The sequence below is a fragment of the Legionella sp. 39-23 genome (assembly GCF_001897665.1).
GTDB lineage: Bacteria > Pseudomonadota > Gammaproteobacteria > Legionellales > Legionellaceae > Legionella > Legionella steelei.
On the sequence record NZ_MKTO01000040.1, the window covers coordinates 47171 to 63227 of the forward strand.

Below are 16057 nucleotides of genomic sequence, written 5' to 3' on the forward strand. Positions count from 1 at the left end.
GCCCTGATTCCCTGTGTTCCGATGCTCACATACTTGATGTATGTTGCGCTTCGGTGCTCGAAAATCAAGTCATTTTGACTCAAGCTAGCAAAATGTAAAACAGGCCCTATTTAATTAAATGTAAATAGTTAGTAACTGTATTATTAATTACAAAATAAAAAAAGAAATATATTATTAAAATCACTGGAATAGGTAACAACCACCACAAAAAACTTCGATATTGATCTAATTTCGGGGGAATAACTTGTAAATTATCATTTTTATAAGCCATGGGGAATGCAACAAAATCATCGGGATAGTTCGCTATGTTAAACCCGTGACTTAATTGTTCTAGGGCAAAATTTTTATACTTTAGCAAGTCAGGCTTATCAACAGGTTTATGATAAACGCCTTCAAATCCGAGAACCAAGCATCGATAATAGATTCTAAATAAGTCATCTTGTTTGCTGGGGATTTTGCTTAAACGCGTAAAAAACTCTTCACCAGCACTCGTTGTATTAAAATATTCAGCCTGTAATAATTTATCTTGCCACTGTCTCACGCCTACCCAATTTGATTTTTGTACTAATTCATCAATCCAGGCACAAACCGCAAATAACGCTGAATTTAAATTATGTTTATCAACTTCATGCTCCTTCATTTTAATTTCAGCAATTAAAAAAGTTACTTTGCTTCTGAAATCATCATAACTAACGGTCGCAAACTGATTTACATTTAAATCCCAAACGTATTTGAATAAATCATAAAAAATGGTTTGCAGATTCATTTTATCCTCCTACAGCAACAACATCGATTACTATGTCTACTGGTGTTTTCCCTAGATAAAATGCAACCTTTCGTTCCATCTCGATTTTTGACCACATTACTGACTTATGGTCAACATGATAATAAAGACAATTCGCTCCTTTGGGTACACCTTCGGGGGCGGTGAGAAGTCTGGTGATAGGTGCTCCGGGTAATGCAAAATCTATATAATTTTCAATTTCTGAATAGGCACATAACTTGCCAAAATCTTTAATCATTTCCGCAATTTCGTCTTGATCATTTTGTGCATAAATCACCAAGAAGTAACTTCTGTCTTTTTGGATAAAACTGTTACCGAGATCTGCATAATAATGATTTTTCTCTTTGACCATCCGACGAATGCGATCCGGATCGGCAGTAATAAGCGTTAACAACTTGGTAATCAATGCCTCGATTAACTTAAAACTTTTACTCAGGTCGCTGTGATCATAAACAGGTATTGCGGAAATAGTTCCATTACCACCCTCAAAGAAATTAATTTCGGTTGAATAAAAACTTAATTCTCCAATCAGGCGTTGGAATAGGCCATATATTTGCCAAGGATGGACGATTTTGGCATTGAGAAAATGTTCCACTACGGCAACATTTTGTAATAATGACCGCAGTGAAAATAAACGTGCAAAATTACTGTTATCAACATGGGTACTGTATGTATCAATTGGTTGTTTAAATTTCTCCAATTTGCTTGTTGTCTTCACTAAATCATTTTGAATGCGGTTGAGTAATGCCATTAAGTTTTTGTGTGCATTAATGCTGACACATGAAGGATAAAAATCAGCGGCATAATACATTTCATCATTAGCCCGTCGCAACTCTGCTACTTGGATAATGGAATAATTGTGCGTATTTTCAATTTCGAATTCCCAAAATAATTTTACAACATAAAACAAGGACCGCAAATGCGCTTGTGCACCTTGGTGGTAGTAATCTGGAAGTTCATCTCCTGCACTACAACTAATATAACGCGTACCCACACTATTTAAATTTTCTAGATTCTCGACAGTCGTTACATTCGCCACATTTTTCGAAAGTTCTTTAACACCAATGTATACTTTCAGCGAGTTTGCGTTTGTAGGCCAATCTGATTTAAATGATCGGGGTAAAAACTTGGCATTTACATCCACCTCAACAAACTCACCACTGGGTAAAAAAAATGCCATTTTTTCTACATCGAAAATACCGCTTTTAAAGGATTTGTCATTGACTTCCAATTCAGTAAATCCCCAAAAGTATGGGGTTTGATAGCGTAATGATTGCGAGTGAATATAATGTTGGTTGATCTCAGTATATTGAAAGTGTTGAGGTTGTAAAAAAAGCCCATGTTCCCAATCTATCGGCGTATTCCAAATCATATTTATTTATCCCAATATTTTTTTAAGGACACACGATTTCTTGTTTTCGTGATTATTGATGCTTTTGTGGAGCTTTCAGTATAGTTAATACCGCGTGATCCAAATTCAAGATAAATACCAAGTCGCCCCATCTGTCTTGTTTTTTTCCAAAATGTAAGCGGATTCCACTTATTAAATACTGGAATTTCGTAGACACGAACTACCCCAGCGGCTGTTAAATTGTAATATCCTGCAACGACAAGAACTTTTTTTGCCTCTGCCATCCGTGCGATTGTAAAGGTTTGGGTCATGCCTGGGGCGATAAAAAAAGTTTGGATATGTATTTTTTTATCCGTTTGCCTGGTGTTATTCGCTTCAGTATCTGCATCAAGTAATTGACTAATTCCTTCTGCAGTAACTATTTTGCTTTGCACGTCATCTATTTTTTCTACCTGGACTACAGCGAACTTTAGTGTATGTCTTTTATGGTCATATATATTTAAGTCTTTGCTGGCTATTGCACGAATAAGGATGGCATTATCTTGGTAGCTGCTTGCTAACTGAGGCTCTTTATCTTTTCCCCCCGTTGTGCATCCACCTATAATGAGCATGAAGAGACAAATTATTATTCTTAGCATGACTTTAATTTTATTATCCTTAACATCTGCGTTAATTAGGTTTGTTGACCTTCTTTGTTACGCGATCCCCAAAATTTGTTCACCATGTCCTGCGTATGAGGTTCATGATATAGTCCTTTTAAGGCGAATAGCAACAAAGCGAATATTTATTTCCATGGTATCAGAACTCTTAAGGAAAACAATAAGTTCTTAAATCTTACTATGTTTCTCTGAGTGTCCTGGGTATCAGCAAGGAAAATGTCGCACAATTTTCAAACAATCACGCAATTATTTTAACCAATATCGCACTTTGAACATCTCAATATCTTTTTGTGGCGATAACCAACTGACCACACCCAAAATACTGGTTGTCTCGTAGGCTAATCGTATCGGTTTGAAACTACCTTTATCTAAAATGACTTCAATAAAATAGGAGAAAGGTTCTTTGACATAAAGTTGGAGGAGTAATTTTAATCGATTTATGTTTGCGGTATTTGCTAAAAAAGTAGGAAAAGCATCAGTACCTAAAGGGCCTATAGAAATGAGTAAACTATTACTGTTTGATTTAAACTGACTGCCCAGATACGCAGTTTGGCTTAAATGATGATTTGCCTTAGCCAAAAGGCAATATTGCTCTTCGGGTATATCTTGTACTGAGCGAAAAAATGAATAGACATTAATCGGCACTTTGAAATAATCATTTAATAGACTTTTTAGACTCCAAATGGATTTATGATCAGAAACCCAGTGACTGGAATAGCGCAGCAAATAATTATATTGAGGTATTTCTTGTCGCAGCTCCTTTCCTGCTAATCCGATAAATCCATACAGGGCTTCCCTATAAATGGCATCATGATGCTCTGCAAATTGCTCAAATATTCTATTTTTGGACCATGCTTGATAAAGCATCTTATATAGTCGCTTATGAAAGATATCCAGCAAACATTTCACTTCATCTGAATCCAGATCATTATCTTGGATGAGCTGTTCTGTATAAAAAGTGGGGAGGGGAGAGGTTGTCCCGTATAAACTAAAAAAAGTGGCAATTAGGATAAACTGGTTTGAGTCACTATAATGCTGAATTTCATGAATATCGGTTTCTGGAAAGGCTAAGCTTAATAAAGGAATGATATCTAATTTTCCTTTTAATCCACCGTGTTTTGTTTCATAGGATACGAGATGACCAATCAAACGAATTGCTTGGTAAAAATTAAAGCTTTTAGGTTGAGTTAATAGCTTTTCTAAGATATTAAGCTCGGATTGTTCAACCTCGGTTGCCATTTCCATACCTCTTTAGTTCTAGAATTTTGCATATGCAATAGAGTGAATGTATTGATTGGGGCATTGAATCCAAAAAAAGCATCCAACACACAGCCAAATAAATACATATCTCCAATGCATTTAAAGCAATCAGGGTCACAAATTAGCGTAATATGAGAGCCTGCGATCATTTCTCCATAGTAGAGACGACGCGCTTTATTAACAACGATATTTTCAATGCCTTTTACTCGACTCATATTCAGTTGATAATTTTCTCCTTTCTCATAGAGATATAAATTAAACAGATGTCGCAGGCGATTTTTATCCAGTATTTGCAACAAATTAAGTGCTAATAAGGATTGGAAATTCCATATTAAGGCCCGATCATACGTTGGGACTAAGAACGAAGAGGGAGGGATAAGATTCGTATAAGCCAAATTCTCAGGTGAGCTGTCAGTGGAGAGTGTAATATCTCCTTTATCTAAGAGTCTGGGTAACGCACCATTGCTGCACACGAGTTCTATAGATAAGGTTTCATCAACAGGAAACCCTTTATTGAAATCATAAAAGAAACTAATGTAGGTATTTCGCCCTGGTCCAGTGACTGACGGTCTATGATGATACGTATATTTGTAGTTTAAATTTAATTCTTGGTTAAAGTTTAATAAGTGATCGTACTCAATAAGCTTTCTTTCTTGCTGACGATACCCCGTGACTTTTTTTACATCATATACGGCATAGTTTTCGCCAAAATCATTGTTGGGAACAATTTGATAGTCAGGCTGCTTATGATCGAGAAAAATAGGTTCAGCATGATGAGCAAATAAATTAATGATGGGGACGGCGTGCAATTCCAATTGTAAATTGTCTAAGCCATCCATCCATGGAGGTACTTCTTCTAATTCAAAATTGATTTTAAAATCAAATCCATCGGTATTTTTTTTCCATCGTTCTAAGCCGTCTAAACGCAGAAATAGAAACTTATAGGGTTGATGGAGGTACTCATATAAAACCCTATGTGGGTGATGAACGTTAGAGGCCAGTGGGTATAAAACCTCTTCATTATCAAAACCACAAGGCTGCAAATAGTCTGGAGATAAAACCAGTTTTTCCTCTCCTGGGGCTTCAATTGTAATTCTACTAACATATCTTTGGAGTAGATAAAAGGTATTACACGCGTCTTGCAAATTTTGATTAATAAAAAAGCGCAGTGAGGAGGCTTGCCAATTTTTTAAGGTGATGCCACAAAGATGGCAATTGATTTCAAACTGACTTACACCACTCACTGAATCTTGAAAATTAATCTCTGTAATAGTGACCGGTTCCACGACTAAGGGTACTGTGGTACGAAACAGACAGTTCACTTCGTTAATAGGAATAGAGGCCAACTCCGTTCCTTTAGGAATTAAAAGCGCCTCGCCTAAGTTACTTTTAGGTATAAACTGAATGACTGAAGTACTGGGTACGGGTTTTGAATAGAGCGTGAAAAATAATTGGGTTAAATCATCGACCATTCCAGGTAATTTTTCATCAATGACCATTTGTATTTGGCTGGTAAGAAAAGCGACTCCTTCTAGAATGCGCTCAACATCAGGATCAGTGCTTTGCTCCCTTAGCAGTGGGGCGATTGCAGGATAGTGTTCGGCATATTCTCTAGCGAGTTTTCTTATTTTATTTAATTCGTTTTGGTAATAATCAATTATCATATTTCTACCTTAGAGCCTTATTCAACGTCTTTTATCTTGTAGCCTAGAGTGCAGCACAGCGGAACCTCTTCGGAACCTGGGTTACGACTTCGCCTTCACCCAGCTACGACGTTCCGCCTCAAGCTAAAAGACTTTTGAACAGGCTCTTAGAGTTACAACGTAACAAGCACGCGACCCTTGCTTGTTAAAATAGTAGTAAAATAAACATCGAGGCTATCAAATGACTTATTTAACTGCCCTGCAATATTACAAGTAATAATTTGTTGGCTTGGGTCAATTAAAATTTTAGACACCTGAACAGAGCCTAAACGTGGTTCGTAACGAAGAATGGTCTCTTCCAAATGAGTTCTTAATTCGTCTTGATATGCAAAAGAATAATCTTCCACAAGCATGGGTAACTCTGATAGCCCATATTCCTTATCAATGGGCACGCTACCTTGTCTTGTGGACAATATTTTTTCGATATGACTACGAACTGATTCAATCAGTATGGATGAATCCAACCTGGCTGATAAAAGAGCCCCTTGACGAGCATAGCGACGAACTCGTTCAGTTAAACGCTCTTTCCTCATTAACCAACTCGCATTAATTTAGTTAAGTCCCAACCAAATTCTTGGTTGTTTTTCTTATCCATCACTTTATAGACAGTAGGACGCATGTCCACAATGAATAGAGGGCCTGCTGGATGAGAGTAGGCGTAATCTACTTCCAATACTTTGGCTTTTTCCAGAGTAATTTCAACCGCTGCCTCAACTTCTCCTGAAGCACTGGAGCGTAAACAATGAATAATGGCAGAATTTATTTCTTCGCCTGTGAAGATACTTTGAGTATGGGGTACAACTCCTGCCTGATCCCATAACCCGGTGAGGCGAAAATATTTACAATCGGGAACGCCAATCAGTTGGTTTTGTGCATCGAATGCTCGTGTGATGCGTTGCTTAAAATCTAAAAGCGTTACCCATCCCTCATAGCCTTTGACAGTACTGCTGCCTTTCACGACTCCGGAGGCTTGAGTGGTAATTTTTGCCATGAGCTTATACTGCGTTCTTGCAATCTCAGAGTCTGGTAACATAGGTAACACGGCTATATCATGTCCCTCACTTTCATTTGAAGCCACTTTTATTCTCCTTGTTTAAGATCGAGACTACCTGTTAATTGTAACGTGATATAAGCACCCATGAATTTAAAATGAGGCCGAACAATTAATACACATTTATACCATCCAGGTTCACCAGGAACATCTTCAACATTCACTTTAGCAAGCCTTAATGGCTTTTTGGCTCTAACTTCAGGAACTGGGTTATCCATATCTACAACATAACCATTAATCCAGGTATTTAATTCACGTTCTATATCATCGCGCTCTTTAGCGAGACCAATTTTTTCACGTTGTATCACTTTCAAATAGTGAGCCAGTCTGCAAATAATAAACATATAAGGGAACTGTGTTCCTAATCGATAATTCGTTTGTGCTGTTTTTCCTTCAGGGGTATCTGGAAAATGTTTTGCTTTTTGGATTGAGTTTGCTGAGAAAAAAGCAGCATTATCAGCCCCTTTGCGCATAGTGAGTGGAATAAATCCTTGCTCGGACAATTCATATTCACGCCGTTCTGAAATGAGTAATTCAGTCGGAATTTTGGTTTGAATTTCACCCATTGCTTCATAAAAATAAGACGGTAAGTTTTCAACAGCACCGCCACCTTGTGGGCCAATAATGTTGACGCACCAACGGTATTTGGCGAAACTCTGAGACAAACATCCAGCAAAAGCAAAAGCACTATTTCCCCACGAAAAAGCATTTTCACCGGAGCTTACATCTTCCTCATAATTAAATGAGCGAACTCCATAAGTATCTTTACCATAGGGCATACGTAACATGAAGCGCGGTAAAACCAATCCTATATAACGAGCATCCTCAGACTCTCGTAAGCTATGCCAAGCAATATAAACAGGGCTTTCAAAGATTGCTTCGATATCATTTAAATGAGGCAATTCAGACATCGATTTGATGTTGAAAAAATCCGGACTTGCTGCGGAGATAAAAGGAACATGAGCCATAGCACAAACAGCGGCGATATTCCTGAGTAGCGTCACATCTTTATAACTTGGGTTAAATGAGTAATTACCAATGATGGCACCATAAGGTCTACCACCGAATTGTCCATATTCTTTGGTATACACTTGTTTGTATAAACCGGATTTGGGAATTTCAGGGGCATCAATAAAGTCATCAAACAATTCATCTTTTGATACATGTATGTATTCAATCAAACTGTTTTCACGAAAATCGGTGCGATCCACTAAATATTTTAAACTACGCCATGCTGATTCGAGTTTTTGAAAATCAGGATTGTGGAGAATTTCGTCCATTTGTGCAGAAAGTTGTTTATCCAAAAGTGCGATGATGTCATCCACTAAAGCAGGAGTCACTGTTTCATCAGTGCGTTTCGTTTCAACAATATTATCTATAAATGCGAGTAGACCTTTCTGAGTGAGGGCATATTGCTCTTCATCCGCTGTAATATTTGTTCCGGCAAATAATTCTTTCAGAGATTTTTCTTCTTTTTTCTTAGCATTATCTTGTGCATCAGCCATGGCTGTCTCCTTGATCCTGCAACTCTATTTTGGCTTATTTTTTGTCCTTGATTTCCTTGATGAGTTCCTCGCGAGCGGCAGAATCTTTAACAATAGCATCCAATCTGCGTCGAAACTCAGGAATATTTCCAAGCGGCCCCTTTAGTGCTTTTAATGCCTCTCGTATCTCAAATAGTTTTTGTAACTGTGGCACTTGATGTAAGATTCCATCAGGATCAAAGTCTCTCATCGTTTCAAATTTTAAATCGACACTTACGGTATCATCTTTGTTTTTGCTAAAACGATTCGCTACACGAAGAGCTAATTTAATGTGGTGTTCTTTGAGCACATCATTAAAATTGTCCTTGTTGATATTTACGGTGCGACGTTTTTCTAAAGGTGTATTGTTCCCGCTAGGATAGAACTCCCCGAGAACGAGTTGTCGTAAAGGAAGCTCAATCTCCTCTTCAACCCCTTCTATAAGCGCTTTATAAACTATATTAATACGTTCCTTTGGAGCGACAGATTGTTCCTTGTTCGTCATTTTTTATCCTTAATAAATCGGGTTCATTATAATAAAAAAATCTTTCTTAATATTAATTAAAGCTAGCATAAATCTCAAAAATTGCAAAATTATTCTACTTATTAAGCTGATGAAATTGAATATAAATCTTGAGCATGTCAAAATTACAGAGCCCTCACTCATTTATGAGTTATCTTCAGTTTCGCTAGTCACCTCTTTAGGGATTCCAAGCCCTGGACCTAATAGTTTGGACTGACTCGCTAACGATGTAAAGTAACCTGCTTTAGATGTTATTGGTGTAATAACAGACTCATCTACAGTCCTTATTCCCCCCGTTACTTTCTCCTTTACGGCCGATGCTTTCCCTATTAGAGGCTGCAGTTCTGCCTTAAAACTACTCCCTAGTTCAACAAACGTATCCGCTACGAGTGTAATCTCTTCTTTGGCGGCACTCCACGCCCCCATAGCTGCCCCTATCAAAGGTACACTTTCTGCAGCATTTGTTGCCGCCTCTGCTACAGCTTGAATTAGTGCCGCACTCATCGCAGGTGCCGCCCCTTCTCCCCCTGCCATCCCTAGCTCCAGCATAGGCCCACCAGATATGTTGCCCAATATATTTACATCGGTACTTGCTAAATTTATGGTCGCATCAGTTGTCAAGGTTATGGCAGCTTCTGATACAAGGTCAATAGTGGGGGCAGTGATTGTAATTCCCTCTTCAGTGATGGTAATTGACGATTCACCCACTGTCAGTGCAATTGATACTTCAGCTTCCTGCATAATAACTGGTGCTGTTTTCAAGCTCGTCGAGGTGTCTTGTTCGTATCGCCAACCACCAGTTAATTTTACTTGGAAACCAGATGTAGATTCGATTATCGCACCAGTTCTTGAGATAAAATCGAGCCCGGTTATTGTGGCAGAGCGCATGCCATAACACGTGTAATAATCTGCTCCATAAATGGTATTCGAAGTGGTTCCCTTAACACTCGTAATATTATCTCCTCCGATGCTTGTCACGTTATGATTCGATATATCAGTAACAGAGTTTTTTCCAATACTCTGGCAGACGCTATTGTCTGTTCTGAGGGTATATCCTGCGTCTAATTGTGAATCAAATATATTATCAGTACCTAGTACCATAGTCGTATTATTATTATTAGTCGAAAATTGCATACCTTTTGTTTTACCATCCTGCTCATTTATCATGAACATGTTGTTTTCTTTGGTGTATAACCCCAAATAATTTTGGCTATTGGCGGTAATGATATTTCGATGCGTAGAATTACTAACCGAGCCAAGTATAATCGGTAAGTCTGGATTACCATATTGAAATCCGATTAACACTTCATCACCTTTGCGAAGCGGCATATTAAGTGCGTATTGATCCCCAATGTACGATTCCATTTTTCGCGTCCACGCAGAGCCTTTTCCAGGTTTATCATCACTCGTTGGAAAACGAAATTTATACATTCCCTTTTTATTAATTTGTACCGTATTTTCATCTCCTTCATGATCAATAAAAGCGGGTAGCATGCCGGTAATACGCGGGATGCGGTTCTGAATAGTCCGCCGATAAGCAAGGCATTTATCAATTGCCCGATACTCGCATTTAAAATAATCCTTAGGAGAGTGCTCCTCTCCTGAGTGAAGGGATGTGAACGAGCGCTTTTGTGAACCACTATAAATACTTTCAACAATCAACATAGGCTTATTTAATGAAGCTATCTTGAAATTTTTGTGATGAATTATAGTCCCTGGAATAATGAGTGAGCCGGAAGAAATAGCCGTTAAAACCTCTTTTTTACATTTATAACTTTCACTAATAAATTTCGCTATCTGCTGATTCTCTTTATTGCTTCGGACGTTTTCTGCCCAAAATAATATTTCACCACTACCTTGCTCATCAATTATTGCTTTAGAGGAATAGAGTTTTGATGATTGCTCATGAAAATATGACTTTACTGTGACTTTTTGCGGTTGTGCTTCAGTAGTCAATTGAAAATTGTAAGCTAAATTTGCAGTGGATTTTTTTTCACTATCCGAGGTATAAGACTGATAATAAATTTCATCTATATCCTGATTGTTTTTCAGAGTTGAATTGTTATCTGTTATGACCAGTGTTTCGCCACTTTCATCTTGACTAAAATAATAAAATAAACCTTCATACTCCATCCAGCGTGAAATAAAATCCCAGTCAATCTCATTATACTGAAAAACAAAGGCTTTCGGTTTATGCTCTGTCATTAAATCTAATTTAACTCGAGAAATTCCATGTTTATCTAATATTAGTTTAATAATCTGGGGGATCGATTTCTTAAGAAAAACTTCATTTTGTTTGGTCTGTTGCAGGCGATGAACTTTCGGCATTAAATTAATTTTGTACCGGTGATAATTATCGACCCCGTCAAGCTGTGTAAAGGATACGACCTCCCCATGCAATGGAGTAGTGCCACTTCCTTTTTTAGCAAATATTAATTGTGCTTTTTGATTAATGACTTGCTTTGCCTGAATTGAAATCTTACTCACAAATTCTATTTTAAACTGATATAACTCAGAAATAGCTTGCTTACCCTCGAATTCCAAAACAATTATTTCTGACTGGTTCACACCTGGAATTTCTAGTTTAGGCATCACTATTTGGGTTTTCATTAAGACTCCTGTTCCCTTGAAATCGTTAGGACTTATGATGGGGATTAGATATTATGTAACAACAGTGATGACAATAACGAAGCCCTCTTGTTGCTGTCAAGATGGCGTACTTTTTTTAGCCTAGCTAATTAATTAATAACACGTTCTTTAATAGTATGAGATTGACAATAATTTCTCCATGCATCATATTTGTCAGTAACTTTTTAAAGTTGCTGTGCAGCATCAGGACTACTCTTCAAAGATGAAGATATTTAAAGATAAACCCCACACTATTATTACATTCAACCACCGCCATCAGGGCAAATCAAAATTAGCCATTACCATCATGGCCATGTTTTCTTTTTCAAAAAGTGGAAAATTCCTGAGTTATGCTGATTTTTGGAAGGTTGCAAAAAAATCATTTAATTCGAGTCAGGGCGAATTCATCGATTTATATATGCCCAAAAAAAGGGCGGAGTTTTTTGTCAAGGGTTCTTGTTACACCTATGAAGACAACACGAGTAAAAGTTTTGTAACGATACAAGTGGGTAATATGCAAAAACAGTTAACCGTTTTTGGCGATAGGCAATGGGTGGGAATGGAATCAAAGTACCATCTATCCCAACCCAACAATTTTCGCAGCATCCCCATTACTTTAACTAATGCTTTTGGAGGCAAAGAACATGAGATAAATCCCGAGGGCAAAGGGTATATCGCATCAACTGACTCGTATAGTGAAATAAAGCCACCCAATATTGAAATACCTGCACACCTTATAAAACAGCCAACGGATGCCCCATTGCCTGCCTTATTACTACCTCGCTCACCTACGTGCAAGTACCAACTTGATAAGTTCGGAACCTTTAACGAAGATTGGTTATTAAATGAAAGTCCTTATTATCCTGCGGATATTGATTGGCTTTATTTTAACCTTGCTGCCCCAGATCAGCAAAGCGAGCATTATTTTAATGGTGATGAAGTATTTACTTGTACCCATATGCATCCTGAAAAATCAATTATCAAAAGTCAGCTGCCTGGTTTACGTGTACGTTGTTTTTATAAACGCATTGACAGTCCTGAGAGTTTGAGCGAATTAAATCTGAATTTGGATACGCTCTGGTTACTGCCTGATGAGGAAACGGGAGTCCTCATTTGGCATGGTATGATTGATACGAATGATATTGCGGCCAATGACATTGATTTTATCTATAGCGTTAGTGAACCCTTAAGTGAAACAAAAAAGGATATCGATTATTACGTTAAACTACGTAATAAAACAAAAGAAATGGCCGCACAAATCCAGCCCAAAGAATCGCGAACTAGAACTCGAACAGCCGTCCCGTCCAAGCTCGGATTGAATTTGGATAAAGAATTTAAAGACCTGGCTAAAATTTTTCACTCTGGCAAAAGCTTGGAAGAGATCGACGCTGGGAACTTTTTTAAAGGAAAAACACCACAGGAAATCCTGCGGGAAGTAGAACAGTTTTATAAAAATCGAAATCAAACAGTACCGGTGTTTAATAAATCTTTGTTTGAAAATACGCAACAAAACATCAATCAAGCCCATTTAAATTATTTGGACTTTCTAAAAAAACAAAACATCAATGATACGCTTCCAGAAGCAAAACAAGCTGAGATATTACATAAGGCGGAACAGTTTAAACAGCAACTTGTACGCTTAGATAAAGCCAATGCCTTTACTCAATTTCGAACTGGAAAAGTTGGAACGTCTACTTATTCACGTGAAGATATAATCGAAGGTTTCCTGCAGAAAAAAGAGTTTTCCGGTGAAAATTTGTCCGGGATCGATTTTTCCGATTTAGATTTATCGGGTATCAATTTAGCAGGTTGTAATTTGAGTGATTGCAATTTGAATCGCACCCGCTTGAGCAAAGCGAATCTATCAACAACAACAATGATTAATACCAATTTATCCGAAGCGATATTGGATGGTGCCAACTTATCACAAGCTTTAATAAAAAATGCTGTTTTAAATCGAACTGATTTTAAAGAAAGCGATTTGCATAAAACACTGATCGAAGCGTGTTCAGGAAAAGAATGCAATTTTTCTTCAGCTTTTTTAAATTACATCAAACTTAAAAATTGTCAGTTTAATGGAAGCTTATTTGTCGGTCTAAAAGCCAATTTTCTCGATATTTCAGACAGCACTTTTGATTCGTGCAATTTTTCTGAGGCAAGACTGCAATTTGCGAATATTAATCAATGCGTTTGGATCAATCCTAATTTTGTTAAAGCTGATTTATCTCATGCACACATGGAGGACACAAAACTATCCAATGTGCACGGGAACAATATTATTGCCCCAAAACTCTCACTCACGAAATGTACTATTGATAATCTAATAATGGAAGATAGTAATTTTGACCATTTAAGCTGTAAAGGAACACATATTTCGGAGTGTACTTTTTCCAACTGTTCATTGTCTGGTTTCAACCTGATGAATGCACAATTGACTCGCGGCAACTTTATAAAATGTGTGATTACGAATTTGCGTGGTAATGACCATACTCATATATCAGCGAGCAATTTCGAGCATTGTGATCTGCGCAAAGCAGCCATATTGGGTGGCCATTACGAACAAATTTCTATGAGTGGGTGTGATATTAATGCATCTCAGTTTATTAATAGCATCGTGAAAAAATCAATGTTTAGCACGTGTAATGCTAAAAAATTCAGGTTTGTTAATTGTAAAGTGGACTCTAGTATTTTCCAGGACATCAATTTTTTTCAAGGTGTTTTTCATAGTTCAACTTTTGATAATATCGAATTTAACCATTGCAATTTATACAGCATACCGTTTACAGACTGTCAGAAAAATAATGTAAAAATTCTGGATTGCTTAGTGAGAAACATTTCGTTACAAAAAGAAGAGTCTTTATGAACGCTGAAGAATTAGTAACTAAACTATCCCAAAAAGAGATAATTCAAAAAGTGTCATTGGACTCGATAACCATTGAAGGCATTGAATCACGGCGCGCCGTATTTTTGGAAGTCCAATTTAAAAATGTGGTGTTTAAAAATGTCCTATTCGTTGCATCTGTTTTTGAAAAATGTCGATTTGAACAGGTTACTTTTGAATCATGTACGATGCAGTTATGTACAATAATTTCCTCCACAATAAATCAACTGATAAGCTACAAGTCTAGTTGGATTGCTACTGATTTAAACTCAAATGAGGGCTACATTGACCTATGTGCCACGGAATCAGATTTCTCTAACAGCAAATTTCGTGGCCAGGATCTTAAAAATTGTGCATTCATAAACTGTAATCTTACTAAAATCAATCTTTCAAAATGTGATTTATCTGAGAGTAAATTTATTGATAGCAATATGGAAAAAATAACTGCAAAAAATTCAAATTTTTTTTCAGTTCTCTTTGAAAACGTCAACTTGACCGCGGCAAATTTTGAAGCAAGTGAATTGAATCAAATTCAATTTAACCGTTGTAACCTCCATAGAGGCTTATTTATTGAGGCGAAAATTCAAGGAACAGATTTTTCGATAGCAACAGAAACAAAACACATCAATTTATTTAAAGCGACTATAAAACAAACTACTTTTAAAGGAATGGACCTGACTGCAGTATGTCTTCAGGAAACCCAATTAGAGGGCGTTGATTTTTCTCAGTGCCGATTAAGTCCAAGCAATTTTAATCAGTCCAGGATCATAAATTGTCGCTTTGACTCTGCTGACTTAAGGCAGTCATTATTTGAGGAATCTGAAATAAGAGATAGCTCCTTTATACAAGCCGAACTCAGTTATGCACGATTCAATAACAGTTCTTTAACGACGTGCAATTTTACCAAGGCAAATTTAAATTTAGCCTCTTTGCATCATATTACCGAAGTTCGAGTTAATTGGGAGCATGTAGCTCTTGATAACGTACTGCAAACAAATCAAGAGTTATTGGAAGCAGAACAATGGTCATAAAATTAAGGAGTTCCTCATGCTTGAATCTGATGTTACCAGTATAAGTACCCACGGTGAGATCCTGAAGGGAAAAATTAAATTCTTTTCAGATGATACCTACCATGTGCTTCTCCAAGGACACTTGGTTAGTGCACAGCCCGCTTTTTCGTGTTTATTAACTCCTATAGTTGATGACGAAGTGTTACTATTTAAAGACGCAAATAATTATTATATTTTATCGATTATTCATCGTCATCAATCAGCCGCTTTCTCGCTTAAATTGGGGGAGAATTTAAGTGTGGTTGGCGAGGATAACAGCTTAAAACTTAAGGCTCCTACGATTAGTCTGATGGCAGATGATGCAATCAATTTAAATGCATCATTACACAATATTGATTGTGTTAATGGTAAGTTTTCGATGAAACATGCCCACTTTAGTGGGGAAGAGTTAAAATTCTCTTATCAATCACTCAAGATGATTTGTCAGTATATACAAACAATTAGTGACACGATTAATACCCAGGCATTACGTGTTTATCAATGGGTAAATGAACTGGAGCATCAATTTCTAGGCCGATTACGAACTATTGTAAAACACAATTACCGAATTGATTGTGATGAAATGGAAATTCATGCCGAGGGTGATGCAAAGATTGCGGCGAAACAAGTTCAGTTGGGGTAAAA

General features: G+C 37.2%; 13 protein-coding genes. 3 read left to right on the forward strand and 10 right to left on the reverse strand.

Annotation, left to right across the window (positions count from 1 at the left end; all coding sequences use genetic code 11):
- Positions 1–106: 106 nt before the first annotated feature.
- The 10 genes from BGO44_RS15470 to BGO44_RS15515 form a co-directional block, all read right to left on the reverse strand.
- Positions 107–766 (reverse strand): DotU family type IV/VI secretion system protein, encoded by a 660-nt coding sequence (locus tag BGO44_RS15470; protein WP_058511119.1) that lies wholly within the window; start codon positions 764–766, stop codon positions 107–109.
- Position 767: 1 nt separating this feature from the next.
- A complete protein-coding gene (gene tssK, locus BGO44_RS15475) occupies positions 768–2156 on the reverse strand; it encodes a type VI secretion system baseplate subunit TssK (RefSeq protein WP_058511118.1) in 1389 nt (462 codons plus the stop codon).
- Positions 2157–2158: 2 nt separating this feature from the next.
- Positions 2159–2773, reverse strand: a complete 615-nt coding sequence (locus BGO44_RS15480) for a type VI secretion lipoprotein TssJ (protein WP_083503949.1) — start codon at positions 2771–2773, stop codon at positions 2159–2161.
- A 267-nt stretch (positions 2774–3040) separates the two neighbouring features.
- Positions 3041–4033, reverse strand: coding sequence for a type VI secretion system baseplate subunit TssG (tssG, locus tag BGO44_RS15485; protein WP_273201297.1), 993 nt, complete (start codon positions 4031–4033; stop codon positions 3041–3043).
- Positions 3994–5718, reverse strand: coding sequence for a type VI secretion system baseplate subunit TssF (tssF, locus tag BGO44_RS15490; protein ID WP_058511115.1), 1725 nt, complete (start codon positions 5716–5718; stop codon positions 3994–3996). The genes tssG and tssF overlap by 40 nt, the downstream gene beginning before the upstream one ends.
- A gap of 152 nt (positions 5719–5870) precedes the next feature.
- Entirely contained in the window at positions 5871–6290 is a 420-nt protein-coding gene (tssE, locus tag BGO44_RS15495; protein WP_058511114.1) for a type VI secretion system baseplate subunit TssE, read from the reverse strand.
- Complete coding sequence (locus BGO44_RS15500; RefSeq protein ID WP_058511113.1) at positions 6290–6835, reverse strand: type VI secretion system tube protein Hcp; 546 nt, start codon at positions 6833–6835, stop codon at positions 6290–6292. Before BGO44_RS15500 ends, tssE begins: the two co-directional genes overlap by 1 nt.
- 2 nt (positions 6836–6837) lie before the next feature.
- A complete protein-coding gene (gene tssC / locus BGO44_RS15505; protein WP_058511112.1) occupies positions 6838–8313 on the reverse strand; it encodes a type VI secretion system contractile sheath large subunit in 1476 nt (491 codons plus the stop codon).
- Between the two features lie 34 nt (positions 8314–8347).
- On the reverse strand, positions 8348–8836 hold the full coding sequence (gene tssB, locus BGO44_RS15510) for a type VI secretion system contractile sheath small subunit (RefSeq protein ID WP_273201300.1): 489 nt from the start codon (positions 8834–8836) through the stop codon (positions 8348–8350).
- Between the two features lie 162 nt (positions 8837–8998).
- Positions 8999–11464 carry a type VI secretion system Vgr family protein gene (locus BGO44_RS15515; RefSeq protein WP_058511110.1) on the reverse strand — a complete coding sequence of 822 codons (2466 nt, stop codon included), beginning with the start codon at positions 11462–11464 and terminating at the stop codon, positions 8999–9001.
- A 241-nt stretch (positions 11465–11705) separates the two neighbouring features.
- On the opposite strand from BGO44_RS15515, the gene BGO44_RS15520 reads away from it, so the two are divergent.
- The 3 genes from BGO44_RS15520 to BGO44_RS15530 are packed head-to-tail and all read left to right on the forward strand — an operon-like array spanning position 11706 to position 16055.
- Positions 11706–14345: a DUF2169 family type VI secretion system accessory protein gene (locus BGO44_RS15520; protein ID WP_273201302.1), complete on the forward strand. Its 2640-nt coding sequence runs from the start codon at positions 11706–11708 to the stop codon at positions 14343–14345.
- The gene (locus BGO44_RS15525; RefSeq protein ID WP_273201304.1) at positions 14342–15394 is read left to right on the forward strand and encodes a pentapeptide repeat-containing protein; all 1053 of its coding nucleotides are present in this window, start codon (positions 14342–14344) and stop codon (positions 15392–15394) included. The genes BGO44_RS15520 and BGO44_RS15525 overlap by 4 nt, the downstream gene beginning before the upstream one ends.
- A 16-nt stretch (positions 15395–15410) precedes the next feature.
- Positions 15411–16055 carry a DUF3540 domain-containing protein gene (locus BGO44_RS15530; RefSeq protein ID WP_058511107.1) on the forward strand — a complete coding sequence of 215 codons (645 nt, stop codon included), beginning with the start codon at positions 15411–15413 and terminating at the stop codon, positions 16053–16055.
- The last annotated feature ends 2 nt before the right edge of the window (positions 16056–16057 follow it).

Excerpts from the sequence above, each read along its gene's own strand:
- BGO44_RS15470 (WP_058511119.1), bottom strand. The coding sequence starts at position 766 with ATGAATCTGCAAACCATTTTTTATGATTTATTCAAATACGTTTGGGAT.
- tssK (WP_058511118.1), bottom strand. The coding sequence starts at position 2,156 with ATGATTTGGAATACGCCGATAGATTGGGAACATGGGCTTTTTTTACAA.
- BGO44_RS15480 (WP_083503949.1), bottom strand. The coding sequence starts at position 2,773 with ATGCTAAGAATAATAATTTGTCTCTTCATGCTCATTATAGGTGGATGC.
- tssG (WP_273201297.1), bottom strand. The coding sequence starts at position 4,033 with ATGGCAACCGAGGTTGAACAATCCGAGCTTAATATCTTAGAAAAGCTA.
- tssF (WP_058511115.1), bottom strand. The coding sequence starts at position 5,718 with ATGATAATTGATTATTACCAAAACGAATTAAATAAAATAAGAAAACTC.
- tssE (WP_058511114.1), bottom strand. The coding sequence starts at position 6,290 with ATGAGGAAAGAGCGTTTAACTGAACGAGTTCGTCGCTATGCTCGTCAA.
- tssC (WP_058511112.1), bottom strand. The coding sequence starts at position 8,313 with ATGGCTGATGCACAAGATAATGCTAAGAAAAAAGAAGAAAAATCTCTG.
- tssB (WP_273201300.1), bottom strand. The coding sequence starts at position 8,836 with ATGACGAACAAGGAACAATCTGTCGCTCCAAAGGAACGTATTAATATA.
- BGO44_RS15515 (WP_058511110.1), bottom strand. The coding sequence starts at position 11,464 with ATGAAAACCCAAATAGTGATGCCTAAACTAGAAATTCCAGGTGTGAAC.
- BGO44_RS15520 (WP_273201302.1), top strand. The coding sequence starts at position 11,706 with ATGAAGATATTTAAAGATAAACCCCACACTATTATTACATTCAACCAC.
- BGO44_RS15525 (WP_273201304.1), top strand. The coding sequence starts at position 14,342 with ATGAACGCTGAAGAATTAGTAACTAAACTATCCCAAAAAGAGATAATT.
- BGO44_RS15530 (WP_058511107.1), top strand. The coding sequence starts at position 15,411 with ATGCTTGAATCTGATGTTACCAGTATAAGTACCCACGGTGAGATCCTG.